Here is a 25,669-nt window from a genome sequence, read left to right as displayed (position 1 = left end):
AAGAGGGTGTGTGGGGGGGGGCGGTGGTCTGGGGGGGAAACGGGGGGGTGGGGGGGGGGGCGGGGGGGGTTTTTTTGTGCCCTTTTCTTTTTTGGGGGGGGCCCGGGGCCACGTCGTTTACCGGCCAATCACCGGTGAAGGCTCCGTGAGGTCTCGCCCTGGGTACTGACTCCACATCAACAATGTGGCTAACATCACGCCAACGCGGCGATGTTGCCGTGGGGTTACGGAGGTGCGACGTGCTGCCAGAATGGGGACGGAACGACCGTGATGTCCGTGTTGGTCGTGTGTCCCGTGTTCTAGGCATTCGCACCGCGTGGACCACCGTCGGCGACGGCGAGTTCTTCTGCCCCGGCTGCGGGGGCGACCGCAACTACCAGCGCCTGACCGGCCGGCGACGTTTCACCCTGCTCGGCGTCCCGGTCCTCGCGCGCGGCGACACCGGCCCCGTCGTCGAATGCGCCGCCTGCCGCCACCACTTCGGCGCCGACGTCCTCGACCACCCGACCACCACCCGCTTCTCGGCGATGCTGCGGGACGCCGTGCACACGGTCGCCCTCGCGGTGCTCGCCGCGGGCGGCACCTGCGCCCGCGCCGCCCTGGAGACGGCCGCCGCCGCCGTGCGTGCCGCGGGCTTCGACGACTGCACCGAGGAACAGCTGGACGCCCTCGTCGAGGCCCTCGCCGCCGACACCGGCCGTATCTTCGGGGAGCCGTGCGGTGCCGGTCTCGCCATAGAGCTCCACGAGGCGCTGGACCCGCTGGCACCGCACCTCGCCCCGACGGGCCGCGAGGCGATCCTGCTGCAGGGCGCGCGGATCGCCCTGGCCGACGGGCCGTACACACCCGCCGAGCGGGACGTGCTCGCCACGGTGGGGGCGGCGCTGACGATCTGCACGGACGATGTGACGCGTCTGCTGGTGACAGCGCGGACGCCTTCCTGACAGCGGCAGGTACGTCTCCCCGGACCACGATCGCCGGCTGCGGCACGCATGCTTCCCTGCACCGCGTGCACCGCGTGCACCGCTGTGCCGGAAGCCGGGTCCGCGTACTCCCCGGGGAGTATTCCGGCGCGCGGGTCACCCTCGGCAGTAGCCCCCAACTCGCCCTCCCGCGCGACGAATCGCGTGTCGCGCGGCGGGAGTCTGGTGCGTGTCCAGACACTCGTCCAGGAGGGGAGGACCCCGACATGGGGCCCGGAAAGACAACCACGCGTACGCGGCGAAGGGCCGTGCCCTGGGCGTTGCTCGGGCTCTGGGTGGCCCTGCTGGCCTTCGTGGCGCCGTTCGCCTCCCGGCTCGCGGACACGCAGCACGACCGGATCGTGGACTATCTGCCGGCGAGTGCCGACTCCACCCAGGTGGCGAAGATCCAGGACCGGCTGCCGGGCGGCGAGGCGACCGAGCTGGTCCTCGTCTACCACCGGGACGGCGGGCTGACCGCCGGGGACCGGGCGACGGCGCGGCAGCAACTGGCGCGGGTCGCCGGGGACCACGAGCTGACCGGCACCCCGCGCGGCATCCCGTCCCAGGACGGTACGACGCTGATGTACCCGGTCTCCTCCACCGAGCCCGGACAGGACGAGGACCTGCGCGACTCGCTCGTCGAGGACGTCCGCCGAGTCGCCCACAGCGACGGCGGACTGACCGTCGAGGTGGGCGGCCCGAGCGCCATGAGCACGGACGCCGCCCAGGTCTACGACTCCCTCGGCGGGCCCCTGCTCTACACCACCGTCGCCGTGGTCGCCGTACTGCTGATCCTCATCTACCGCAGCCCGTTCCTCTGGCTCCTGCCGCTCGTCGTCGCGGGCGTCGCCGACTACCTCTCGATGGGCGTCGCGTACGGACTCCACGAGGCGTTCGGCACCAGTGTGTCCGGGCAGAGCTCGGGCGTGATGACGATCCTCGTCTTCGGCGCGGGGACGGACTACGCCCTGCTGCTCGTGGCCCGGTACCGCGAGGAGCTGCGGCGCGTCGAGCGGCCGTACGACGCGATGCGGGCCGCTCTGCGCGGCTGCGGGCCCGCGGTGCTCGCCTCCTCCGGGACCGTGGCGGTCGGTCTGCTGTGTCTGCTCGCCGCCGACCTCAACAGCAGCCGGGGGATGGGTCCGCTGGGGACCGTCGGTGTGCTCTGCGCACTGATCGCCATGCTGACGCTGCTGCCCGCCGTACTGGTCCTGCTCGGGCGGCGGGTGTTCTGGCCGCTCGTTCCGGCGTACGGCAGTGTGCCCAGGCAGCGGCGCAGTCTCTTCGCGGCGATGGGCAGTTCTGCCGGGCGCAGGCCGCTCGTCGTCCTCGCGGGCGGCGCCGTGCTCCTCGGCGCGCTCGCCCTCGGTGCGCTGAACCTGCCCGGCGAGCTCAAGCAGCAGGACGCCTTCGTCGACAAACCCGAGTCGGTCGCCGCCATGGAGACGCTGGCCGCGGCCTATCCCGAGCGGGGCACCCAGCCCATCACCGTGATCAGCCCGGCCGGGCAGGCGGATGCCGCCCTGGCCGCGGTGCGGGGTGAGCGGGGGGTCGCCGGCGCCGAGCGCGGGCGGACCGGGGACGGCTGGACGGAGATCTCCGTCGTCGCGAAGGACGCGCCCCAGTCCGCGGGCGAGACCGCCACCATCAAGGATCTGCGGAAGGTGCTCGAAGGGTCGTACGTCGGCGGGCCCAGCGCCCAGCAGATCGACCTGGAGGACACCAACGCCCGCGACCGGCTCATCGTGGTACCGATCGTCCTGGTCTCCGTCCTGCTCATCCTGATCGTGCTGCTGCGCAGTCTCGTCGCGCCGCTGCTGCTCGTCGCAGCGGTGATCGCGGTCTGGGGTGCGGCGCTCGGGATCGGGGGACTGGTGTTCGGGCCGCTCCTCGGGTTCGAGGGGACCGATCCGGGGCTCGGGCTGCTGTCCTTCGTCTTCCTGGTCGCCCTCGGCGTCGACTACGGGATCTTCCTGATGCACCGGATGCGGGAGGAGTCGCTCGCGGGGGCGGAGCCCGTCGCCGCCGCGCTGACCGCGCTGCGGTCCACCGGGGGCGTGATCGCCTCCGCCGGGCTGGTCCTGGCCGCGACCTTCGCCGTCCTCACCAACATGGGGCTGGTGCAGCTCGTCCAACTCGGATTCGTGATCGCGGTGGGGGTGCTGCTCGACACCTTCCTCGTCCGGACGTACCTCGTGACCAGCGCGAGCGTCGCGCTCGGCCGCAAGGTCTGGTGGCCGGGACGGCTGTCCCGGGCGCCGGAGCCGCCGCGACCGCCGGAGCCGCGGCAGAAGGAGCGGGTGGCTGTGAGGTGAGCACCCTCGGCGGGCCCGGCGCCGCACTCCGGGGCGACCAGCGGTAGGTCCCTCGGCCGGCCCCGACCCCCGGCAGGGCTCTCGACCGGCCCGGCCAACCCGCGGCAGGGCCCTCGACCGGCGTCCCTCCCTCCCGGAGGGGCGCCCTCCTAACGGAAGATGAACCCCGTGCAGGCATCCACGGCGAACCCGGCCACGACGGAGACCACCACCACCGCCTCCACCGCAGCGGGCCCGGCGGTGGCCGTCCACGGGTGGCCGCGTCTCACCGAGCTGGCGCGCGCCGGCATCGGGCGCATGTCCCGCGGCGGACCGTCGCCGCACGCGGCACGCGACGACGCCTTCCGCGCCGCCGCCCTCGCCCTCCTCGCGGTCGTGATCGGCCTGAGCTTCGGTGACGGGCGCGACCCCGACGCGCTCGGCTGGCCCCTGCTGCTCGGCGGCCATGTGCCGCTGGCCTGGCGTCGCCGCAGGCCGCTGCTCTCGTTCCTCGGCATGGTCGCGTTCCTCGGTCCGTACCACGCGCTCGACTACAACCACACGGCCGCCACCGCGCCGGTCATGGTGTCGCTCTACACGATCGCGACGATGTTCCCCCCGCGCCGGGCGCTGCTCATCGGCGGCGGCCTGATCGGCGTGATCATGACGGTGAGCGCCGTGGTTCCGCCGCGCCAGGTCACGGACGTCCTGCCGATCGCCGGCTGGATCGTCGCCTTCCTGCTCCTCGGCGGATACGTCCGCGTGCACCGCCAGTACGTCGCCTCGGTCGTCGAACGCGCCGAACGGGCCGAGCGCACACGGGAGGAGGAGGCGCGCCGGCGGGTCGCGGAGGAGCGGCTGAGGATCGCGCGGGACCTGCACGACCTGCTCGCGCACAGCATCACGCTGATCGGCGTGCAGACGTCCGTCGCCGCGCATGTGCTGGCCGCCGACCCCGACCGGCTCGACCGGGCGGCGGTCGCCCAGGCCCTCGACGACATCGCCGAGACCTGCCGGACCGCGCGCGGCGAACTGCGCGGCACGCTGGAGGTGCTGCGCGAACCCGAGCACGGCGTGCTGCGCGGCGGCGAACCGGCAGGCGCGCACGGCGGCGACGGACGCGGGCCGTTGCCGGGCCTGGACGGGGTGCCCGACCTGGTGGCGGCCGCCCGGACCGCGGGCGCCGAGGTCGAGGTGGAGACCGGGGACGGAATACGGGGCGAGGGCGTCCCGTCCGCCGTGGGCGCCGCCGCCTACCGGATCGTGCAGGAGGCACTGACCAACGCGGTACGGCACGCCGGCCCCGACGTGACGGTCCGCGTGACCCTGCGGGCGGAGAGCGGGGCGCTGCACGTGACGGTCACGGACGACGGGTACGGCGCGGGAGTCGGCGTCGGGCACCTTATGGAGGACGTCCCGTGGCCCGACGGCGGCGGTGGCAGCGCCGGGTTCGGACTCGTGGGCATGCGGGAGCGGGCGCGGAGCGTGGGCGGCACGCTGGAGGCGGGGACGCGGCCGGCCGGCGGCTTCGGAGTGACGGCGGTGCTGCCGCTGGGCTCGGGGCCGACCACGGGGGCGGAACGGTGGCCGCGGCAGGGGCCGGTGGTACGGGTTCCTGCGGGGGCGGGCCAGGAGGCGGCGCGTGGACAAGGGCCGGAAGCGGGGGAGGTCCGATGACCATTCGTGTGCTGCTCGCCGACGACCAGACCCTCGTACGGGCTGCGTTCGCCATGCTCGTGGAGTCGGCGCGGGACATGGAGGTCGTGGCACAGGCGGGCACGGGACGGGAGGCGGTCGAGCTGGCCGGCACCGCCCGGGCCGATCTGGTCGTCATGGACATCCGCATGCCCGATCTGGACGGCATCGAGGCGACCCGGCTGATCGCCGCCGACGAGGACCTCGCCGGGGTCAGGGTGCTGGTCCTCACCACGTACGACACCGACGAGCACATCGTGGAGGCGCTGCGCGCGGGCGCCTCCGGCTTCCTGGTGAAGGACACGAGACCGGCCGAACTCCTCGACGCCATCCGCACGGTCGCCGCCGGTGACGCCCTGCTCTCGCCGGGACCGACCGCGCGGCTGATCGCCCGATTCCTGCGCGCCCCCGAGGTCCCCGCGACGAACGGCGGCCCGGAGTGTCTCTCCGACCGCGAGCGCGGGGTCCTCTCCCTGGTCGCGCGCGGTCTGAACAACACCGAGATCGCCGAGACGCTGGGCCTGAGCCCGCTCACCGCGAAGACCCACGTCAGCCGCATCATGGGCAAACTGGGCGCCCGCGACCGCGCCCAGCTGGTGATCGTGGCGTACGAGTCGGGGCTGATCACCCCGGGCGCCACCGGCTGAACGGGCCCACAGCGACAGGCCGCCACCGGGTCACAGATGCGCTGTCACGCGGGCACAGCGATGCGCTGTCACGCGGGCACAGCGATGCGCTGTCACGCGGGCACAGCGATGCGCTGTCACGCGGGCGCAGCGACGCGCCACCACCGGCCCACAGCGACGTGCCGTCACGCGGTCACAGCGACGCGCCGACACCGGCCCACAGCGACGCGCCGTCAAGCGGCCGCAGCGATGCGCCGCCGTCGGGCCACAGTGACGCGCCGTCACCGGGCCGGACGGGTGGGTTGCGCCTGACGCCACATCAACACGCCGTGGCCGCACGGGTATTGATGTGTCTCCCCGGGCGCACTACCTTCACCAGGACATCCCACGTCCCACGTCTGCCGCAGTCCCGGGAGCGCCATGACCGTCACCAGCCGTCCGTCCGCGCTCGCGGCGGCCGCCGGACTCCTCGTCGCCCTCGCGATCACCGCGGCGGGTGCCGGCACCGCGTCCGCCGCCCCGTCGGGCGGGCGCGGCTGCGCCTCTTCGGTGCCGTACACCGCGGGCCGGGACGGCTACGACACCTATCGCATCCCGGCCACGGTCACCACACGCGCGGGCACGCTGCTCGCCTTCGCGGAGGGCCGGCACAACAGCGCGGGCGACACCGGGAACATCGACGTCGTCCTCAGACGCTCCTCCGACGGCGGCTGTACGTGGGGAGCGCCGCACGTGGTCGCCGCCGGGGACGGGGACACCCGGGGCAACCCGGCACCGGTCGTCGACCCGCGCACCGGCCGGATCGTCCTCGTCACGTCGTACAACAGTGGGACCGTGACCGAGGCGCAGATCATGCGCGGCGAGGTCACGCCCCAGCAGAGCCGCCGCGTCTTCGTGCAGACGAGCCGGGACGACGGACGGCACTTCTCCGCTCCGCGGGACATCACGGCGCAGGTGAAGCTGCCGGACTGGCGTTGGTACGCGACCGGACCCGGGCACGCGGTGGCCCTCACCCGGGGTCCGCACGCCGGGCGCCTGGTCGTGCCGGCCAACCACTCGGCCGCGCCGCCCGCCGGGTCCACGGACACCGGCCAGGAAGCCAAGTACTACGGCGCCCACGCGATCCACAGCGACGACGGCGGCGTCAGCTGGCGGCTGGGATTCGTCGACGACTCGTACGACGGTGCGGACAACGCCAACGAGAGCATCGCGGCCGAACTGCCCGACGGGCGGCTCTACTTCAGTGCCCGGGACCAGAACGGGGCGAGCGCGGGCAACCGGCTGGACACCTACTCCAGCGACGGCGGCGTGACGCTGGACCACCCCTACACCGTGCAGCCCACCCTCAACGACGTGCCCGTCGTCCAGGGCAGCGTCCTCCAGCTCCGCGGGCCGGGCGCTCCCCTGCTCTTCTCCGGGCCCTCCGTGCCCACCGCCCGGCAGGCGATGGCGGTCTGGCGCAGCGGGGACGCGGGCGCCACGTTCGTCCGTGCCGCGACGCTCTCGCAGCGGCGGGCCGCTTATTCCGACCTCGTCCAGCTGAGCGGGGACACGGTCGGTGTCCTCTACGAGACGGGGGTCTCGGGCCCCTACGAGACGATCGAGTTCCGTCGGCTTCCGGTGCCCGAACTGCTTGACCAGGCGGCCATTCGTCCCGGGCGGGGGAAAGATTTCAGCCCGTCCGGCGATTGAGGACGAGCGCGCAAGCGCGATAACGGGGCTCTGGGGGCGAAGCCCCCAGGTACGGGAAGGGCAGGGGCGGCGGGGGCGAGAAACACCCCTACAGCAACCCCGCCCCCGCCAAGTACTTCCCCACCCGCTCCACTTCCCCCTCGGACAGGGGGACTTGAGGCGCCGCCGTGAGGGGGCAGGCGATCACCCCGCGCAGATACAGCGCCGCCTTGAACGCCCCGAGAGCGGAGGAGCTGCCCCCCATCCGCCCGGGGTCACCGACCCCGACCATCCCGAACAGCCCGCACAACCGCTCCTGTTCGCCGCGGGCTCCCTCCCAGTCCCCCTCCCGGCAGAGCCGGTCCAGCCGCACGTATCCGACGGGATCCACGTTCCCGAGCCCGGGCACCGCCCCGTCCGCCCCGAGCGCCAGCGCCGAGTCGACGACCAGCTCGGACCCGGTCAGAACGGTGAACCCGGAGATGTCGGGGCGCGTACGCGCACCGGTCACGACGGAGCGGAAGGCGCCCAGGTCACCGCTGGAGTCCTTGAGCCCGAACAGGGTCCCGTCGGCGGCGAGTTCGAGGACGAGCTCGGCGGACAGCTTGGTGTGGACGGCGACGGGGAGGTCGTACGCGAAGAGCGGTACCGGCGAACGCGCGGCGATCAGCCGGTAGTGACGGGCGATCTCCGCGGGATGGGTGCGGGTGTAGAAGGGCGCGGTGGCCACGACCGCGTCCGCGCCCGCCGCGACGACGGCCGCGACGTGGTCCAGCACCCGGGGCGTCGTCATGTCGATCGCCCCCGCGAGGACGGGGAGCTGCCCGGCGACATGGCCGGCGACGGTCTCGACGACCAGCCGCCGCTGCGCGTCCGTGAGGTACGCCGCCTCGGACGTCGAACCGAGCACGAACAGACCGTGCACACCCCCCGCCACCAGATGGTCCACCAGCCCGATGAGGGAGGGGACGTCCACCTCGCCGTCCGGTGTCAGGGGCGTGCAGACGGGGGGTACGACACCGGTCAGCGGGGCGGTGATCGTCATCGAGGCTCCCTAGGGATGGTGCTGGGTGGGGATGTCGGCCATGGCGGCGGCCGGGGAGGGGACGTCCGACGCGGACCCGGCCTGGGCCACCAGGTCCCGTGTGGACTGGTTCTCCGCCACAGGATGGTGGCACCGGAAGCGGTGCTCCGGCGACGACGCCGGCGCGAAGTCCGGCATCCGCTCCGCGCACACCGCGTCGGCCTTCCAGCAGCGGGTACGGAACGGGCAGCCGCTGGGTGGCCGGGTCGCCGAGGGGACGGGTCCGGCCAGCGGAATCGGATCGATGGGGTCCAGCAGACCGGGTGTCGCGGAGAACAGGGCCCGGGTGTACGGGTGCCGGGCGCGGTCGGTGACCTCGTCCGCCGGAGACTCCTCGACGATCCTGCCGAGGTACATCGTGATCACCCGGTCGCTCATCCGGCGCACCGTCTGGATGTCGTGCGAGACGAACACCAGCGCAAGGCCGAGGCGTTCCTTCAGGTCCAGGAGCAGATTGAGGATCTGCGCGCGTACGGAGACGTCCAGCGCGCTGGTGGGTTCGTCGGCCACCACCAGATCCGGTTCGAGGGCCAGGGCCCGGGCGATGGCGACGCGCTGGCGCTGGCCGCCGGACAGCTGTCCCGGCAGGCCGTCGGCGAGGGCCCGCGGCAGCCCGACCAGAGACATCAACTCCCGCACTCTTTCCTCGCGTTGGGCCGCCGTGCCGCGCCGGTGCACATCCAACGGGTCGCGCAGGATCTGCCGGACCGTCAGCCGGCGGTTCAGGGCGGTCGACGGGTCCTGGAAGATCATGCCGGTGCTGCTGCCGACGGCCACCCGGCGTTCGGCCGGCTTCATGGACCACAGGTCGCGGTCGCCGAAGGACACCGTGCCGGCCGTCGGCCGCTCCACCCCGACCAGCACCTTGGCGAGCGTCGACTTCCCGCAGCCGGACTCGCCGACCACGCCGACCGTCTCGCCGCGCGCGATGACGAGGTCGGCGCCGGTCAGCGCGTACACCCGGTCCCGGGTGAACAGCCCGCCGCTGCGCGCCTTGTGGACGACATGGGCGCCGGACAGCGTGACGAGTGCGCTCACTTGTGGACCTCGCTTCCCGAGGCGGCGGCTGCCGCGGTCAGATCGATCGCGGGATGGTGGCAGGCCGCCGTGTGGGTGGACGCGCCCAGCAGATCCGGCGCGGTCGTCCGGCACACCTCGCTCGCCAGGGGACAGCGTTCGGCGAACCGGCAGCCCGCCGGGAAGTCGGCCGGCGAGGGGACGACGCCCTTGATCTGCGTCATCCGCACGGCCGCCGACTCCAGCGACAGCACACTGCCGAGCAGGCCGCGCGTGTAGTGGTGGGCGGGCGCCTCCACCAGGTCCGCCGTCACGCCCGTCTCGACGATCTGGCCGCCGTACATCACGACCACCCGGTCGGTGACGTCCGCGACGAGCGCGAGGTCGTGCGAGACGAGGATGAGCGCGAAGCCCAGCTCGGCGCGGAGCCGCAGCAGCAGTTCGATGATCTGCGCCTGCACCGTCACGTCCAGGGCGGTGGTCGGCTCGTCGGCGACGATGAGTTTCGGGCTGCGCGAGAGCGACATGGCGATCAGGACGCGCTGGCGCTGACCACCGGACAACTCGTGCGGGTAACTCGGCAGGGTGCGCCCGGGATCGAGACCGACCAGGGCCAGCAGTTCGGCGGGCGTGCGCTTGCCGCCCCTGCGGACGACCTGCTTGAGCTGCGCCCGGATCGTCATCGCCGGATTCAGGGAGGACAGCGCGTCCTGGTAGATCATCGCCATCTCGTGGCCGAGCAGCCGGCGCCGTACGCGCATCGGCTCGCCCACCAACTCCCGCTCGTCGAAGCGGACCCGGCCGCGCACCCGGGCGCCCTTGGGTTCCAGGCCCATCACCGCCAGCGCGGTCAGCGACTTGCCGCAGCCCGACTCGCCGACCAGGCCCAGGACTTCACCGGGGTGGACCTCGAAGCTGATCCCGTCGACGATGTCCACCCCGCCGTGCCGGGCGTCGAAACCGATGGCCAGGTCCTCGACGGCGAGCACCGGCCGGCCGGCCGGCAGCGGCCGGGCCCTGGAGCGCAGCCGCCGCGCCGCCTCGGTGAGCCCGGGCAGTTCGAGGACCTTGCCGCTGCCCGGCTCCGGCGCCTCCAGCCGGTCCTGTGCGGTCACTTCGCGCGGTGCGACGTCCCGTGCCGCGGGTGCCGCCCAGGCGTCCGAGACCCCCTCGGACAGGATGTTCAGGCACAGCACGGTGACCAGCATCAGCAGCCCGGGGAAGACGGTGGCCCACCAGCCCCCGGTCAGCACCATGTTCTTGCCGTCCGCGATGACACTGCCCCACGACGGGTCCGGCGGCCGTACACCCGCGCCGATGAACGACAGGGACGCCTCGAAGACGATGGCCTCGGCCACCTGCACCGTGCAGAACACCAGGACGGGCGCCGCGCAGTTGACGGCCACGTGCCGCAGCACGATGTGCGCTGTGCGCGCGCCGATCACGCGCTCCGCGGTGACGTAGTCCTCGCCGTACTGGTCGAGGACGTTCGCCCGTACGACCCTGGCCACCGGCGGTGTGAACAGGAACGCGATGGCGCAGATGAGGACCGTGATGCCCCCGCCGAACACGGCCACCAGGACCGCCGCGAGTGCGATCCCCGGGAACGCCATCACGACGTCCAGACAGCGCATCAGCGTCTCGTCGACCGCCTTGCGCGAGGTCGCCGCGACCGCGCCGAGCAGCGCCCCCACGAGGAGGGCGAGCGCGGTGGCGCCCAGCCCGATCGCGAGCGACCAGCGGGCGCCGTACATCAGCCGGCTGAGGATGTCCCGGCCCAGGCTGTCCTGGCCCATCCAGTGCGAGCCGGACGGATGCCCGCTGCCGTCCACCGAGGTCTGCTGGTCGAGCGGGTCGTGCGGCGCGAGCAGCGGGGCGAACACGGCCAGCAGCACGACGACGGCGAGGAAACAGACGGCGATCCGGGACACCAGCGGCAGCCGGCGCCGGCCGCGCAGCCGGACGCCGGGGCGGGCGAGGGCCTCCGCCAGTCGCGTACGAGTGGTCATCGGGCATCCCTCAGTCGCGGGTTGACCAGCAGATACAGGATGTCGATGACGAGGTTCACGACCACGAAGCCGGTCGCCGTCGTCAGGACGACCCCCTGGACGACCGCCGGGTCGCCGTTCTTCACCGCGTCGATCATCAGCTTCCCCATCCCGGGGAGGGAGAAGATCGTCTCGATGACGACCGCGCCGCCGAGCAGATACCCGACGCGCAGGCCCAGTACGGTCAGCGGATTGATCAGGGCGTTGCGCAGCACGTTCCGGCCGACGACCACGACCGGCGGCAGCCCGCTCCCGATCGCCGTCCGTACGTAGTCCTTGTCCAGCTCCTCCACGACGGCCGTGCGCACGATCCGGGTGAGCTGCGCGGCGACCGGCAGGGACAGCGCGAAGGCCGGCAGGGTCATCGTCTTGAGCCAACCGCTCAGCGAGTCACCGGGGTTGACGTATCCGCCGGTCGGGAACCAGCCCTGGTCGACCGCCAGGTACTGGATCATCAGCAGCGCCAGCCAGAATCCGGGAGCCGCGACGCCGGTGAGCGAGACGATCCGGATGGCCTGGTCGGGCAGCCGGTCCCGGTAGATCGCGGCCGTGACCCCGCCGAGCAGCGCGAGCACCACCGCGATGCCGAGCCCCAGGAAGGTGAGCTGGAGCGTGAGCGGCAGCGCGGTGGTGACCTGGTCGACGACCGGCGCCCTGGTCAGCGCGCTGGTGCCCATGTCCCCGTGCAGGAGATCGCCGATGAAGTGGACGTAGCGGACGGGGAACGGGTCCAGCAGTCCGTTCTGCTCCCGGAAGTCGTGCAGTTGCTGCGGCGTCGGATTGGCGCCCTGGAAGAACGCCGACGCCGGGTCGACGTCCGAGAACCGCATCACGAGGAACACGAAGAGCACGATGCCGAGCATCAGCGGCACCAGCAGCACGACACGGCGGGCCAGGATTCTGACGACGGTGACCACGTACGAACTCCTCCGTGCCTAAGCCCACTTGGCTTGCAGGAGATTGATCCCGGGATACGGCTGGGCTCGGATGCCCGCGAGTTTCTTCGGATCCCAGGCCGTCATCAGCTCGGTGTGCACGACGGGATAGAGCACGGCCTGTTCGGCGACGATGTCGATGTAGTCCTGGATCATCGTCTTCTTGCGGTCGGCGTCCGCCTCCCGCGTCGCCTGGTCCATGTCCTTGAAGAGCTTCTTGGCCACGGAGTCGCCGGCCCAGCGGGCGTAGCCCATCCACAGGTTCTGGGGCCCGTAGTTGTAGTGCATGATCAGGTCGGCGTCCAGCCCGAACTGGTTCGGGTTCGAGGCCGCCGCGACGACCTGGTAGTCCTGCTTCTGGTCCATCTTCGTGAAGACGGCCGTGGTCTCCTGCGGCGCGAGCGTGGTCTCCACGCCGATCGCGTCCCAGGAGGCCTTGACGGTCGGCAGGCAGTCCACGATCCAGCTGACGTTGACCGCGAGGATCTCGATCTTCAGCCCCTTGACCCCGGCTTCCTTGAGGAGCTTCTTCGCCTTCTCCGGGTCGTACCCGTAGACGGTCTTCGCCGGCCGGTAGCCGGGGTTGCTCTCGTTGAGGAACGACGTCGACGCCCTGCCGTGTCCCTTGAGGGCGACCTCGACCATCTTGTCGGTGTCGATGGCGTAGTGCAGCGCCTGCCGGACGCGGACGTCGTCGAAGGGCTTGTGCCGGGTGTTGAACATCAGGAAGAGGTTGTTCATACCGGCCCCGCCCTGCACGGTCAGGCCGCTCTTCTTCAGCTGCTCGATGTTGGCGTACGGGATGTTGTCGGCGATCTGCGCGCCGGCGCTCGCACCCGAGATCTTCGCGACCCGGGGTGCGGCGTCCACGATGGTCAGCCAGTTCATCTTCTGGAAGGCCGCCTTGCGCGGGCCGTTGTAGTCGGCGAAGGCCTCGAAGGTGGTGTTCGACTTCGGGTGGTGGGCGGCCTGCCTGTACGGCCCCGAGCCCACCGCCTTGCCCTTGATCGCGTCGTCCCAGGCGCCGGGCCTGGAGAACACGTGCTTGGGCATGATCTTGGCCAGCGTCAGCCGGGAAATCCCCTCGGGGAAGGGGAACTTGAGCACCAGCTCGACGTTCCGCGCGTCGATCTTCCTGACGTCCTGGAGCCACCCGGCGAAGAAGCCCTTGGCGAGGGTCTGGGTCTTTGGGTCGAGGATCCGGTCGAAGACGAACACGACGTCGTCGGCGGTGACCGGCCTGCCGTCGTGGAACGTCGCGCCGGCCCGCAGCTCGAACTTCCAGGAGGTGCCGCTGAGATCGGACGGGACCTCGGTGGCGAGCGCCGCATACGGCTCGCGGGAGATCGGGTCCGTGTCGAGCAGGCCCTCGTAGATGTGGTTGTTGGCGGCCATCGAGAAGGCGGACGCCGTCTGGGTCGGGTCCCAACTGCCGTCGTTCCCATAGCCGATGACCGCGGTCAGCGTGCCGTTCTTGCCTCCCTTCCCGTCGCCGGTGTCGTTCGTCGACTCCGGCCCGGAGGAGCAGGCGGACAGCGAGGAGGAGAGGGCGGCGGCCGCGCCGAGCGCGCCGGAGTACTTCAGGAACGACCGGCGGCGCAGGGCCGCAGCGGGGGTCACGTCGCGCACGGTTCCTCCAGCAAGGAGTGGGAGATGCGGGAGTGGAGCGGATGGGAGATACGACGTCCTACGTCATAGGCGGCAGCGTGACCATAAAAGGGGTCGTCAGGGCGGTCAAGGGGTCGCACACGAATGGCGCATCTTCCAGAGGTGCGACCAATGGTGCTGTGAAACATGGCCAGTTGAGGTTTGTTCCGTCCGGAGGTGGGACGTCCGATGTCCAGTGAGCGTACGATGCGGCCCATGTCCGAGGAGACCAGGAACCGGCCCAGCCCCGCCGGGATGCGCATCGCCCGTGAACGGCGCGTGAGCAGCCAGATTCAGCGCGAGGTGATGCAGATGATCCTCGACCGCAGGCTTCAGGCGGGCGCCGCGCTGCCCACCGAGACGGAGCTGATGGAGGACCTCGGCGTGAGCCGCAACTCCGTCCGCGAGGCCCTCAAGGCACTGCAGGCCCTCGACATAGTGGAAATCAGACACGGCTACGGCACCTACGTCGGGCAGGCGTCCCTGACCCCGCTCGTCGACGGCCTCACCTTCCGCACCCTCGCCCAACAGGACCAGGACACCAGTGCGTTGACGGAGATCCTCCAGGTCCGCGAGGTCCTGGAGGAGGGGTTGATACGCCGGGTGGCGGCCACGCTCTCCGAAGCGGAACTGGACCGGCTGGAATCCGTGGTGGCGCAGATGGAGGAGGCGGGCCGGGAGGGGCAGCCCTTCCCGGAACTCGACCGGGAGTTCCACGAGTTGCTCTACGCCTCGCTCGGCAACGCGCTGGTCCAGCAGCTGCTCGGCGCCTTCTGGACGGTCTTCCGCCGGGTCGCCGGCGCCCGCGGCTGGACCGACGACCCGGCCCCCGAACTGACCGTTCGCCGTCACCGCGACATCGTCACCGCCCTGCGCGCTCGTGACGTCGAGGCCGCCCAGCGCGCGATGGCGGACCACTTCCGCGGCATCGAGGCCCGCGCGGCCCAGGAGTCACGGGGCGTCGGCTGAGGGTCGGGGCGGGTCCGAGCGGGTCCGGCGGCGGTGCGAGTTCCCGGGCGGCCGGTCGGTGGCCGGAACTCCCGGGTTGAGCCAGGGGTTTCGCGGACCGGCCGGAGTCCGTGGACGTGACGTGCCAGGAGTTCGCGGACCTGCCCGGGATGTGTCGCCGCCGAACCGCCGCCGATCTACCCTGACCCCGTGACCGATGCGACCGTGACCTGGGACCCGTCCGACGCCGGTGTACTGCGTCTGCCCTCCGGCCGGCTGGTCCGTGGCCGGGGTCTGCGCCGGCCGCTGCCGCCCGGCGCCCCCACTCCGACGTATGCCGTGTACCTGCTCGGCAAGCGGCCGCCCGAGGCCCCCTGGGCGGCGCACTGGCTGCGCTGGCCGGACTTCCGGCTGCCCAGCAGCCGTACCGAGGCGCGCGAGGTGCTCACGGACGCCTGGCTGCGTGCGGCGGACGAACGCGTCGAGCTCGCCTGCGGCGGCGGCCGCGGCCGTACCGGAACGGCCCTGGCCTGTCTGGCCGTCCTCGACGGGGTGCCGCCGGCGGAGGCGGTGGACTATGTACGCCGCCACTACGACCGGCACGCCGTGGAGACGCCCTGGCAGCGCCGCTACGTGCGCAGCTTCGGAGACTGACGCGGCGGCGTGTTGAGCCACTGAGCCACTGGACCGCTGAACGGCCGTGCGAGTGCGGTGAGTTGGTCGTCCACCCACGCGCCGTCGAGCCGGACGCTCTGGAGAATCTCGCGAAGGGGCGCCGAAACCGGAAGATGCCCACCCGCAGGGCCCTCGCCGGCACTCTGCCGCCCGGCCCGGCCCGCACCGGCGCCTGACCGTGGCCGTCTCGCTGGTGTCCGGGATGGAGGCCCTGGCCTCGGCGCGGGACGCCTGCGGACTCGAACCCGACGAGACGGAGAGCGTCATGCGGGGGCGGCGGGTGCGCTGCTGGAGACCGCATTGCGTGAGGCCGTAGCGGCCCGCGGAGAGACTCCGGCGGAGAGACCACCGACGGCCGATCGGCGGCCTCCGGGACTCCGGGCTTTCGGCGACTCCCGGCGAGCCGGGCACGCCGGCCGGGGCCGGACCGCCGCGCAGGGGCCCGCTTGGCCGACAGTCGATTTGCCGACCCCCGGGTCTCGGCCGAGTGTAGATGCGGAGCGTCACGCTCACGATGCGAAGCGTGAAAGTCGTGGGGGTAGGGGAGCAGGGTGGGGGCGGCATACGTACCACTCGGGGGACGACCTCGGCGCGCTGTGCCGAAGAGGCGGAGGAACAGTGAAGGAATCCGTTGCCGGCACTCCGGATCTGCCGATGAAGCCGCCGATCGGAGCGTATGTCGTCGATACCCGCACCGGGAGAGTGGGCATCGTGACGGGGCACGAGGGCCCGTGTGTCCAGCTGCGGCCGTACGGCGGCGGCAAGGAGTGGGACGGCGATCCGGACGCGCTCCGCACGGCCACCGTGACCGAGCGGCTCAGCGCGGCCACGGCGTACGCCAACGCGCGCAGCCGCGGCGAGGTGCCTTGACGGGGCGAGTGGCGTAACCGCCCCGCCGGGCCGGTGGCACCCGTGCCGTAGGTGAGCGACCGAACCCGCCCACCCGGCCCGCGGCACGCGCCCCGTAGGCGAGAATGGACCCCATGAGTCTGTTCCGCGACGACGGCATCGTGCTGCGCACCCGGGAGCCCGGGGGAGCGGACCGGATCGTGCCGCGGTCCTCCGGGGGCCGCCCTCACTACCGCCGGCCGGACACCCGTGGGGGCGAGCGATGAGTCTCTTCCGGGACGACGGCGTCGTCCTGCGGACGCAGAAGCTCGGTGAAGCGGACCGGATCATCACGCTGCTCACGCGCGGCCACGGGCGGGTGCGGGCCGTGGCGCGGGGGGTGCGGCGGACGAAGTCCAAGTTCGGGGCACGGCTCGAACCGTTCTCCCACGTCGACGTGCAGTTCTTCGCGCGGGGAAGCGAGCTGATCGGGCGGGGCCTGCCGCTGTGCACCCAGAGCGAGACCATCGCTCCGTACGGCGGCGGAATCGTCACCGACTACGCGCGCTACACCGCCGGGACGGCCATGCTGGAGACGGCCGAGCGGTTCACGGACCACGAGGGGGAGCCGGCCGTGCAGCAGTACCTGCTGCTGGTCGGCGGACTGCGCACCCTCGCCCGCGGCGAGCACGAGCCACACCTCGTCCTCGACGCCTTCCTGCTGCGCTCCCTCGCCGTGAACGGTTACGCGCCGAGCTTCAGTGACTGCGCCAAGTGCGGTATGCCCGGACCGAATCGGTTCTTCTCGGTGGCCGCGGGCGGTTCCGTATGCGGCGACTGCCGGGTGCCCGGCAGCGTCGTACCCTCGGCAGGGGCCCTCGAACTGCTCAGCGCACTGCTGACGGGAGACTGGGGGACCGCGGACGCGAGCGAGCCGCGGTACGTCAGGGAGGGCAGCGGCCTGGTGTCGGCCTATCTGCACTGGCATCTGGAGCGCGGTCTGCGCTCGCTCCGGTACGTGGAAAAGTAAGACAGAGCAAGCTAGAGGGAGACGAGAAGCACATGGTCGTACGCGGGATCCTGGGACGCCGGCGCCGCGAGTACAGCACGCCGGAACCGCATCTGTCCGGTGCCCGCGCGCCGAAGCTCCCCGGTGAGCTGGTGCCGAACCATGTGGCGATCGTCATGGACGGAAACGGCCGGTGGGCCAAGGACCGCGGGCTGCCGCGGACCGAGGGGCACAAGGTCGGTGCCGAGCGCGTCCTCGACGTGCTGCAGGGCGCGATCGAGATGGGGGTCGGCGCCATCTCGCTGTACGCCTTCTCCACCGAGAACTGGAAGCGCTCGCCCGACGAGGTGCGCTTCCTGATGAACTTCAACCGCGACTTCATCCGCAAGACCCGTGACCAGCTCGACGAACTCGGTATCCGGGTCCGCTGGGTGGGCCGGATGCCGAAGCTGTGGAAGTCGGTGGCCAAGGAGCTCCAGATCGCCCAGGAGCAGACCAAGGACAACGACCGGCTGACGCTGTACTTCTGCATGAACTACGGCGGTCGCGCCGAGATCGCCGACGCCGCGCAGGCCCTGGCGGAGGACGTGAAGGCGGGCCGGCTCGACCCGTCGAAGGTCACCGAGAAGACCTTCGCGAACTACCTCTACTACCCGGACATGCCGGACGTGGACCTGTTCCTGCGGCCGAGCGGTGAGCAGCGCACGTCCAACTACCTGCTCTGGCAGAGCGCGTACGCCGAGATGGTCTTCCAGAACGTGCTGTGGCCCGACTTCGACCGCCGCGACCTGTGGCGCGCGTGCGTCGAGTTCGCCTCCCGGGACCGCCGCTTCGGCGGCGCCGTCCCGAACGAGCAACTGCTGGAGATGGAGGCCGCGATGAAGGGCCGCCCGGAGTAGGGACCGGACCTGTGTGAAGGGGCGCCCGGCAGGGTGCCCCTTCAACGTGACCAGCCCTTACCGGCGGAGCACTCCTCGCCGCTAGCCCTTACCGGCGGAGCGCTCCTCGCCGCTAGCCCTTACCGGCGGAGCACTCCGCACAGGTGCCGAAGATCTCCACCGTGTGGGCGACGTTCACGTAGCCGTGCTCCGCCGCGATCGCCTCCGCCCACTTCTCCACGGCCGGGCCCTCCACCTCGACCGCCTTGCCGCAGACACGGCAGACGAGATGGTGGTGGTGCTCCCCGCTGGAGCAGCGGCGGTAGACGGACTCGCCGTCGGACGTGCGCAGGACGTCGACCTCGCCGGCGTCGGCCAGGTTCTGCAGCGTGCGGTACACGGTGGTGAGCCCGACGGAGTCGCCCTTGTGCTTGAGCATGTCGTGGAGATCCTGCGCACTGCGGAACTCGTCCACCTCGTCGAGTGCCGCCGCCACGGCGGCACGCTGCCGGGTGGAGCGGCCCCGAACGGGCGATCCAGCGGTTGTCACCGTTGCCTCCTCACGTCTGCCCTTGCCCGGCCATTGTGCCAGTCCGGACTGTGCCTGGTCAGACGCCGACCTTTCCCTCCGGGCCGCGGGTGGCCGGAATCGCGCACTCGGCCGGGTCCCCGGCCGCCTGTGCCGCCGCCAGCGCCCGGGCCCGGCGCCGGGCCAGTGGGGTGGCCAGCACCGTCAGCACGACGAACGCGCCGATCGTCAGCAGCACGATCGTCGCGCCGGGCGGCACGTCCTGGTAGTACGACGTCACCGTGCCGCCGATCGTCACGCTCACCCCGATCGCCACCGCGATCGCGAACGTGGCCGCGAAACTGCGGCTCAGCTGCTGCGCGGCGGCCACCGGCACCACCATCAGCGCGGACACCAGGAGCAGGCCCACGACCCGCATGGCGACCGTGACCGTGACGGCCGCCGTGACCGCCGTGAGCAGGTTCAGGGCGCGCACCGGCAGACCCGTGACCCGGGCGAACTCCTCGTCCTGGCTGACCGCGAAGAGCTGGCGGCGCAGGCCGACGGTGACCAGGACCACGAAGGCCGCCAGGACGCAGATCGCCGTCACGTCGCTGTCGCTCACGGTCGAGAGCGAGCCGAAGAGGTACGAGGTGAGGTTGGCGTTGGAGCCGGTCGGCGCGAGGTTGATGAACATCACGCCGCCCGCCATGCCGCCGTAGAAGAGCATCGCGAGGGCGATGTCGCCGCGCGTCCTGCCGTACCAGCGGATCAGTTCCATCAGGACGGCGCCGACGACCGAGACGGCCGTCGCCATCCAGACGGGGTTGGTGGACAGCAGGAAGCCGAGGCCGACGCCGGTCATCGCCACGTGGCCGATGCCGTCGCCCATCAGGGCCTGGCGGCGCTGCACGAGGTAGATGCCGATGGCGGGCGCGGTGATGCCCACCAGGACGGCGGCGAGCAGCGCCCGCTGCATGAAGGCGTAGTCGAGGATCTCCATCAGCTCAGCAGTCCCGTCCGGATCGGTTCGGCGTCGTGAGCCGCGTGCGGGTGTACGTGGTCATGGCCGGGCAGGGCGTGCTGGCCCACCGCGCGCGGCGGCGGGCCGTCGTGCAGGACGCAGCCGTCCCGGAGCACCACCGCGCGGTCGATCAGCGGCTCCAGCGGGCCCAGCTCGTGCAGGACCAGCAGGACGGAGGTGCCCTGGGCGGCCTGCTCGCGCAGGGTCGCGGCCAGCACCTCCTGGCTCGCCAGGTCCACGCCCGCCATCGGCTCGTCCATGATCAGCAGTTCGGGCCCGGAGGCGAGCGCGCGGGCGATCAGCACCCGCTGGTGCTGGCCGCCGGAGAGGGCGTTCACCGAGTCCTTGGCGCGGTCGGCCATGCCGACGAGCTCCAGCGCACCGCGTACGGCCGCGTGGTCGGCCTTGCGCAGCACGCCGAAGCGGGTCCGAGACAGCCGCCCGGAGGCCACGATCTCGGTCACCGTGGCGGGCACGCCGCCCGCGGCCGTGGTGCGCTGCGGTACGTACCCGACGCGTGCCCAGGCGCGGAAGCGGCGGTGCGGAGTGCCGAAGATCTCGATCTCGCCGTCGCTGACCGGGACTTGGCCGATGATGCTGCGCACGGCGGTCGACTTGCCGGAGCCGTTGGCACCGAGCAGGGCGACGACCTCACCGCGGTGCACGGTGAGGTCGATGCCGCGCAGGACCGGGCGTGAGCCCAGCTCGGCCCGTACGCCGCGCAGGGAAACAACGGGCTCGCGCTCGCTCACGGTGTCCTCCGGGGTGGTCACTTGGCGCCCAGGGCCTTCTGCAGCGCCTTCAGGTTCGACTCCATGACCTGGAGGTAGTCGCCGCCCCTGGACTTGTCGGTGATGCCCTCGATCGGGTCGAGGACGTCCGTCGTGAGGCCCGCGTCGCCCGCGATGGTCTTGGCCGTCTTGTCGCTGACGAGCGTCTCGTAGAAGACCGTCGAGACGCCGTCGGCCTCGGCCATCTTCTCAAGGTCCTTCACGCGGTTCGCGCTCGGCTCCGACTCCGGGTCCAGGCCGTTGATGGCCTCCTCGGTGAGGCCGTAGCGCTCGGCGAGGTAGCCGAAGGCGGCGTGGGTGGTGATGAAGACCTTGGTCCTGGTGTTCTTGAGCCCGTCCCGGTACTGGGCGTCGAGTCCGCCGAGCTTCCCGACCAGCGACGCGGTGTTCTTCCTGTAGTCCGCGGCGTGCTTGGGGTCGGCCTTCTCGAAGGCCTTGCCGACGCCCTGGGCGACCTCGGCGTACCGCACCGGGTCGAGCCAGACGTGCGGGTCGGTGCCGCCGGTCTCCTCACCCTGGGAGTCGTCGTGCTCGGCCGCGTGCCCGCCGACCTCGTTGCCGTGCTTCTCCAGCGTGGTCAGCGACGCGGCGTCGATCTTCGTCCTGATCCCGGACTGCGAGACGGCGTCGTCCACGGCGGGCTGGAGGTTCTTGAGGTAGAGGACCGCGTCCGACTTCTCGAGCTGCGCGGTCTGCTGGGCGCTGATCTCCAGGTCGTGCGGCTCCTGGCCGGGCTGGGTCAGACTGGTGACGTGCACATGCGTGCCGCCGATCTCCTCGGCGAGGTACTGCATGGGGTAGAACGACGCCACCACGTCGAGCTTCCCGCTGCTCGTGCCATCGGCCGCGGACGAGTCCGAGCAGGCGGAGAGGGTTCCGAGACCGAGGGCGGTGGCCGCCGCGACCGCGGATCCCGATATGAGGCGTCGTCGTACGTTCATGACAGTCATTTTCAACAAATCTGGAAACGATTGTCAACAAGCCCGGTGCCGGGACCCTGGCACCGGACCGATCCGCGGGTGTCCGCACCCCGGTAGCCGGACCGATTTGATACAGGGGTGGGCCCCGCCGGTAACCTGAAGCATTCGCCCGCCCGCCGCCCGACCGCCACCCCTCATCGAGGCGCAGGGCGCCGCCCTTGTCACTTGTCCGTTCGTAATGAAGAGAGCACCGTGGCCGCCGACAAGATCGACACCATCGTCAGCCTGAGCAAGCGCCGTGGCTTCGTTTTCCCCTCCAGTGAGATCTACGGCGGACAGCGCGCCGCCTGGGACTACGGCCCGCTCGGCGTCGAGCTGAAGGAGAACATCAAGCGCCAGTGGTGGCGTTACATGGTCACCTCCCGTGAGGACGTCGTCGGCATCGACTCGTCGGTGATCCTGGCCACCGAGGTCTGGGTCGCGTCGGGTCACGTCGCCACCTTCTCCGACCCGCTCACCGAGTGCACCTCCTGCCACAAGCGCTACCGCGCCGACCACCTGGAGGAGGCCTACGAGGCGAAGCACGGCCGAGTCCCGGAGAACGGCCTCGCCGACATCAACTGCCCCAACTGCGGCAACAAGGGCCAGTTCACCGAGCCCAAGCAGTTCTCGGGCCTGCTCGCCACCCACCTCGGCCCCACGCAGGACACCGGCTCGGTCGCCTACCTGCGCCCCGAGACCGCGCAGGGCATCTTCACCAACTTCGCCCAGGTCCAGCAGACTTCGCGCCGCAAGCCGCCGTTCGGCATCGCGCAGATGGGCAAGTCCTTCCGCAACGAGATCACGCCCGGCAACTTCATCTTCCGCACCCGCGAGTTCGAGCAGATGGAGATGGAGTTCTTCGTCAAGCCGGGCGAGGACGAGAAGTGGCAGGAGTTCTGGATGCAGGAGCGCTGGAACTGGTACACCGGCCTCGGTCTCCGCGAGGAGAACATGCGCTGGTACGACCACCCGGCCGAGAAGCTCTCGCACTACTCCAAGCGCACCGCCGACATCGAGTACCGCTTCCAGTTCGGCGGCAACGAGTGGGGTGAGCTGGAGGGCGTCGCCAACCGCACGGACTACGACCTCTCCGCGCACTCCAAGGCCTCCGGCCAGGACCTCTCCTACTTCGACCAGGAGGCCGGCGAGCGCTGGACTCCCTACGTCATCGAGCCCGCCGCCGGTGTCGGCCGCGCGATGCTGGCCTTCCTCCTCGACGCCTACGTCGAGGACGAGGCCCCGAACGCCAAGGGCAAGATGGAGAAGCGCACGGTGCTGCGCCTCGACCCGCGGCTGTCGCCGGTCAAGGTCGCGGTCCTCCCGCTGTCCCGCAACCCGGAGCTCTCCCCGAAGGCCAAGGGCCTGGCGACCGCGCTGCGCCAGCACTGGAACATCGAGTTCGACGACGCCGGCGCCATCGGCCGCCGCTACCGCCGCCAGGACGAGATCGGCACGCCGTTCTGCGTGACGGTCGACTTCGACACCCTCGACGACAACGCGGTGACCGTCCGCGAGCGCGACACGATGAAGCAGGAGCGGGTCTCCCTCGACCAGATCGAGGGCTACCTGGCCGCCCGTCTGATCGGCTGCTGACCTCGGATGTGCTGAACGGCCGAAGCCCCCGGTTCCGTGTCACGGAACCGGGGGCTTCGCCTTGCGCCGACCGCGGCGGGCGGGAGGTGGGGGACTCACCGCGCGGTGCGGCCGCTCAACGGCCCTGCAGGGCCTTGACGTTGTTCCCGAAGGTCCAGTTCTTGGCGCCGTCCCAGTTGATGGACCAGGTCATCAGCCCCTTGAGGCCGGTGCCGTAGTGCTGCCAGGCCTGGGAGACCAGGCTCGGCGACATGTAGCCGCCGCCGGCACCCGACTGGGCCGGGAGGCCGGGGACCTGCTTGTCGTACGGCACCTTGATCGTCGTTCCCTGCACGACCAGGCCCTTGTTGAGGCAGTCGGTCTGGGCCGTGAAGCCCTGGACGGTGCCGGCCGAGTACGAGTCGCCGGAGCAGCCGTACATGCTGCCGTTGTAGTACTGCATGTTCAGCCACCACAGGCGGCCGTTGTCCGCGTACTTCTTGACGATCGGCAGATACGCGCCCCAGATCGAGCCGTAGGTGATGCTGCCGCCGGTGACGTACGCGGTCTCCGGAGCCATGGTCAGGCCGAAGTTGGCGGGCATCTGGGCGAGGATTCCATCGATGATGCGGATCAAGTTGGCCTGGGAAGTGGAGAGTTGGCCGATGTTTCCGCTACCGACCAGGCCCGTCTCGATGTCGATGTCGATCCCGTCGAAGTTGTACTTCTTCAGGATCGGGACGATCGTCGAGACGAACTTGTTCGCCACGGTGGTCGAGCTGAGGTCGATGCCCGCCGCCGCGCCACCGATCGACATCAGGATCGTCTGGCCGGAGGCCTTCGCCGCACACATCTCCGTCGGCGTCGCCACCTTCACGCCCGCGTCCATGCCGTCCTCCCACAGGGCCGTTCCGTCGGAGCGGATGACCGGGAACGCCGCGTTGATGACGTTGTAGCCATGGGCGGCGATACGGGAGTCGGTGATCGGCGTCCAGCCGAAGGGCGGGTGGACGCCGTTGGACGAGCCGTCCCAGTTCTCCCAGTAGCCCTGAAGCACCTTGCCGGAAGGGCGGGACTTCACGGCGCAGGTGTCGGCCGCGGAGGCGCTCGGTGCGCCGAGGGTCATCAGCTGGGCGAGACAGGCCGCCGCGAGCGCGGCACCCATGAGGCGGAACTTCCGGCGGATCATGCGTGGCCTCCCGGTGGGGTGCGGTGAGGTGTCGTAGGCATGACAGTGCCTGCGGTCCAGACCTTTCGTCAATAGGTCTGGACCAAAGCCTGTCGTCGCGGACGGTGTCCGATGGGTGACGGATCGCGGACGACGGACGACTGCGGACAGTCCACGCGTGACAGATGACAGCTGACAGATATTGAAATCTGTCAGCTGTCATGTCATCGTGAGGGTACGAAACGGCACGACACCCCCCACCGGGCGGACGCACGCTCGCCCGGGAAACCAAGGAGTTCTCATGCGCACCCGCACCCTCGGGTCCACCGGCCCCCAGGTCTCCGCCCTCGGCCTCGGCTGCATGGGCATGTCCGCTCTGTACGGCGACGCCGACCGGACCGAGTCGGTCGCGACGATCCACGCCGCCCTCGAAGCGGGCGTGACCCTGCTCGACACCGGCGACTTCTACGGCATGGGCCACAACGAGTTGCTGATCGGCGAGGCCCTGCGATCCGCCCCCGCGGGCCGCCGCGAACAGGCCCTCACCAGCGTCAAGTTCGGTGCCCTGCGCGACCCGGACGGCGGCTGGTCCGGATACGACGGCCGCCCGGCCGCCGTGAAGAACTTCGCCGCCTACTCGCTCCAGCGGCTCGGCGTGGACCACATCGACGTCTACCGGATCGCCCGGGTCGACTCCGCCGTGCCGATCGAGGAGACGGTCGGCGCCATCGCGGAACTGGTACAGGCCGGACACGTACGCCACATCGGTCTGAGCGAGGTCGGCGCGGACACCGTCCGCCGGGCCGCCGCCACGGCACCCATTTCCGACCTGCAGATCGAGTACTCGCTCATCTCGCGCGGCATCGAGGACGAAATCCTGCCCGTCACGCGTGAGTTGGGCATCGGTGTCACCGCCTACGGCGTACTGTCGCGTGGCCTGATCTCCGGCCACTTCACGCCCGACCGGCAGCTGGCGGCCAATGACTTCCGCTCCCTCAGCCCCCGCTTCCAGGGCGAGAACCTCCAGCACAACCTCTCCCTCGTCGAGGCGCTGCGGAAGACCGCCGAGCAGAAGGGCGTCAGCGTTGCGCAGATCGCGATCGCCTGGGTGCTCTCGCGCGGTGACGACATCGTGCCGCTGGTGGGTGCGCGCCGCCGGGACCGGCTGAGCGAGGCGCTCGGCGCGCTGGACGTCACGCTGGACGCCGCCGACCTGGCCGCGATCGAGGACGCCGTACCGGCCGACGCCGCGGCGGGCGCCCGCTACCCCGAGGCGCAGATGGCGCACCTCGACAGCGAGCGCTGACCGGACCCCCGGGTACGG

At 71.2% G+C, this 25,669-nt stretch carries 23 protein-coding genes; 13 read left to right on the top strand and 10 right to left on the bottom strand.

Annotated features, from left to right (window positions below):
• Nucleotides 1-239: 239 nt before the first annotated feature.
• The 5 genes from ACFWM2_RS24200 to ACFWM2_RS24180 all read left to right on the top strand — a co-directional run bounded on the left by ACFWM2_RS24200 (nucleotide 240) and on the right by ACFWM2_RS24180 (nucleotide 7,272).
• On the top strand, nucleotides 240-944 hold the full coding sequence (locus ACFWM2_RS24200) for a TerB family tellurite resistance protein (protein ID WP_383283509.1): 705 nt from the start codon (nucleotides 240-242) through the stop codon (nucleotides 942-944).
• 245 nt (nucleotides 945-1,189) lie between these two features.
• On the top strand, nucleotides 1,190-3,280 hold the full coding sequence (locus ACFWM2_RS24195; protein ID WP_383283506.1) for an MMPL family transporter: 2,091 nt from the start codon (nucleotides 1,190-1,192) through the stop codon (nucleotides 3,278-3,280).
• A gap of 297 nt (nucleotides 3,281-3,577) precedes the next feature.
• Nucleotides 3,578-4,936 (top strand): sensor histidine kinase, encoded by a 1,359-nt coding sequence (locus ACFWM2_RS24190; protein ID WP_383283747.1) that lies wholly within the window; start codon nucleotides 3,578-3,580, stop codon nucleotides 4,934-4,936.
• Nucleotides 4,933-5,601, top strand: coding sequence for a response regulator (locus tag ACFWM2_RS24185; RefSeq protein WP_383283503.1), 669 nt, complete (start codon nucleotides 4,933-4,935; stop codon nucleotides 5,599-5,601). The genes ACFWM2_RS24190 and ACFWM2_RS24185 overlap by 4 nt, the downstream gene beginning before the upstream one ends.
• A 399-nt stretch (nucleotides 5,602-6,000) precedes the next feature.
• Nucleotides 6,001-7,272, top strand: a complete 1,272-nt coding sequence (locus ACFWM2_RS24180; RefSeq protein ID WP_383283500.1) for an exo-alpha-sialidase — start codon at nucleotides 6,001-6,003, stop codon at nucleotides 7,270-7,272.
• Between the two features lie 88 nt (nucleotides 7,273-7,360).
• On the opposite strand, the gene ACFWM2_RS24175 is transcribed toward ACFWM2_RS24180, so the two are convergent.
• Genes ACFWM2_RS24175 through ACFWM2_RS24155 form a run of 5 tightly spaced genes read right to left on the bottom strand, consistent with a single transcriptional unit; the run spans nucleotide 7,361 to nucleotide 13,964 of the window.
• Nucleotides 7,361-8,296 (bottom strand): dihydrodipicolinate synthase family protein, encoded by a 936-nt coding sequence (locus ACFWM2_RS24175; protein ID WP_383283497.1) that lies wholly within the window; start codon nucleotides 8,294-8,296, stop codon nucleotides 7,361-7,363.
• A gap of 9 nt (nucleotides 8,297-8,305) precedes the next feature.
• On the bottom strand, nucleotides 8,306-9,373 hold the full coding sequence (locus ACFWM2_RS24170) for an oligopeptide/dipeptide ABC transporter ATP-binding protein (protein ID WP_383283494.1): 1,068 nt from the start codon (nucleotides 9,371-9,373) through the stop codon (nucleotides 8,306-8,308).
• Nucleotides 9,370-11,361, bottom strand: coding sequence for a dipeptide/oligopeptide/nickel ABC transporter permease/ATP-binding protein (locus ACFWM2_RS24165; RefSeq protein ID WP_383283491.1), 1,992 nt, complete (start codon nucleotides 11,359-11,361; stop codon nucleotides 9,370-9,372). The genes ACFWM2_RS24170 and ACFWM2_RS24165 overlap by 4 nt, the downstream gene beginning before the upstream one ends.
• Entirely contained in the window at nucleotides 11,358-12,317 is a 960-nt protein-coding gene (locus ACFWM2_RS24160; protein ID WP_383283488.1) for an ABC transporter permease, read from the bottom strand. Before ACFWM2_RS24160 ends, ACFWM2_RS24165 begins: the two co-directional genes overlap by 4 nt.
• Before the next feature lie 18 nt (nucleotides 12,318-12,335).
• Nucleotides 12,336-13,964: an ABC transporter substrate-binding protein gene (locus ACFWM2_RS24155; RefSeq protein WP_383283485.1), complete on the bottom strand. Its 1,629-nt coding sequence runs from the start codon at nucleotides 13,962-13,964 to the stop codon at nucleotides 12,336-12,338.
• A 273-nt stretch (nucleotides 13,965-14,237) separates the two neighbouring features.
• Between ACFWM2_RS24155 and ACFWM2_RS24150 the strand changes: the two genes are divergently transcribed.
• The 6 genes from ACFWM2_RS24150 (at nucleotide 14,238) to ACFWM2_RS24125 (ending at nucleotide 18,341) form a co-directional block, all read left to right on the top strand.
• Entirely contained in the window at nucleotides 14,238-14,951 is a 714-nt protein-coding gene (locus ACFWM2_RS24150; RefSeq protein WP_383283744.1) for a FadR/GntR family transcriptional regulator, read from the top strand.
• A gap of 189 nt (nucleotides 14,952-15,140) precedes the next feature.
• Nucleotides 15,141-15,584: a protein phosphatase gene (locus tag ACFWM2_RS24145; RefSeq protein WP_383283482.1), complete on the top strand. Its 444-nt coding sequence runs from the start codon at nucleotides 15,141-15,143 to the stop codon at nucleotides 15,582-15,584.
• Nucleotides 15,585-16,259: 675 nt separating this feature from the next.
• Nucleotides 16,260-16,475 (top strand): hypothetical protein, encoded by a 216-nt coding sequence (locus ACFWM2_RS24140; protein WP_383283741.1) that lies wholly within the window; start codon nucleotides 16,260-16,262, stop codon nucleotides 16,473-16,475.
• Between the two features lie 113 nt (nucleotides 16,476-16,588).
• On the top strand, nucleotides 16,589-16,720 hold the full coding sequence (locus ACFWM2_RS24135) for a hypothetical protein (protein ID WP_383283479.1): 132 nt from the start codon (nucleotides 16,589-16,591) through the stop codon (nucleotides 16,718-16,720).
• On the top strand, nucleotides 16,717-17,463 hold the full coding sequence (gene recO / locus ACFWM2_RS24130) for a DNA repair protein RecO (RefSeq protein ID WP_383283476.1): 747 nt from the start codon (nucleotides 16,717-16,719) through the stop codon (nucleotides 17,461-17,463). The genes ACFWM2_RS24135 and recO overlap by 4 nt, the downstream gene beginning before the upstream one ends.
• Before the next feature lie 32 nt (nucleotides 17,464-17,495).
• Nucleotides 17,496-18,341 (top strand): isoprenyl transferase, encoded by an 846-nt coding sequence (locus ACFWM2_RS24125; RefSeq protein ID WP_383283473.1) that lies wholly within the window; start codon nucleotides 17,496-17,498, stop codon nucleotides 18,339-18,341.
• A 112-nt stretch (nucleotides 18,342-18,453) separates the two neighbouring features.
• On the opposite strand, the gene ACFWM2_RS24120 is transcribed toward ACFWM2_RS24125, so the two are convergent.
• The 4 genes from ACFWM2_RS24120 to ACFWM2_RS24105 are packed head-to-tail and all read right to left on the bottom strand — an operon-like array spanning nucleotide 18,454 to nucleotide 21,584.
• Entirely contained in the window at nucleotides 18,454-18,870 is a 417-nt protein-coding gene (locus ACFWM2_RS24120) for a Fur family transcriptional regulator (protein ID WP_383283470.1), read from the bottom strand.
• Nucleotides 18,871-18,928: 58 nt separating this feature from the next.
• Nucleotides 18,929-19,831 carry a metal ABC transporter permease gene (locus ACFWM2_RS24115; protein ID WP_383283467.1) on the bottom strand — a complete coding sequence of 301 codons (903 nt, stop codon included), beginning with the start codon at nucleotides 19,829-19,831 and terminating at the stop codon, nucleotides 18,929-18,931.
• The gene (locus tag ACFWM2_RS24110; RefSeq protein ID WP_383283464.1) at nucleotides 19,831-20,604 is read right to left on the bottom strand and encodes a metal ABC transporter ATP-binding protein; all 774 of its coding nucleotides are present in this window, start codon (nucleotides 20,602-20,604) and stop codon (nucleotides 19,831-19,833) included. The genes ACFWM2_RS24115 and ACFWM2_RS24110 overlap by 1 nt, the downstream gene beginning before the upstream one ends.
• A 17-nt stretch (nucleotides 20,605-20,621) precedes the next feature.
• Nucleotides 20,622-21,584 (bottom strand): metal ABC transporter substrate-binding protein, encoded by a 963-nt coding sequence (locus ACFWM2_RS24105; RefSeq protein WP_383283462.1) that lies wholly within the window; start codon nucleotides 21,582-21,584, stop codon nucleotides 20,622-20,624.
• A 231-nt stretch (nucleotides 21,585-21,815) separates the two neighbouring features.
• Between ACFWM2_RS24105 and ACFWM2_RS24100 the strand changes: the two genes are divergently transcribed.
• A complete protein-coding gene (locus ACFWM2_RS24100) occupies nucleotides 21,816-23,198 on the top strand; it encodes a glycine--tRNA ligase (RefSeq protein WP_383283459.1) in 1,383 nt (460 codons plus the stop codon).
• Between the two features lie 115 nt (nucleotides 23,199-23,313).
• Here the strand turns inward: ACFWM2_RS24100 and ACFWM2_RS24095 are convergent, their stop codons facing one another.
• Nucleotides 23,314-24,366, bottom strand: coding sequence for a chitinase (locus ACFWM2_RS24095; RefSeq protein ID WP_383283457.1), 1,053 nt, complete (start codon nucleotides 24,364-24,366; stop codon nucleotides 23,314-23,316).
• Between the two features lie 280 nt (nucleotides 24,367-24,646).
• On the opposite strand from ACFWM2_RS24095, the gene ACFWM2_RS24090 reads away from it, so the two are divergent.
• Entirely contained in the window at nucleotides 24,647-25,651 is a 1,005-nt protein-coding gene (locus ACFWM2_RS24090; protein ID WP_383283454.1) for an aldo/keto reductase, read from the top strand.
• The last annotated feature ends 18 nt before the right edge of the window (nucleotides 25,652-25,669 follow it).

This window comes from Streptomyces sp. NPDC058371 (assembly GCF_042723265.1).
Classification (GTDB): Bacteria; Actinomycetota; Actinomycetes; order Streptomycetales; family Streptomycetaceae; genus Streptomyces.
Note: the sequence above shows the minus strand (reverse complement) of the source record. Positions and strands in the feature narration are given on the sequence as shown.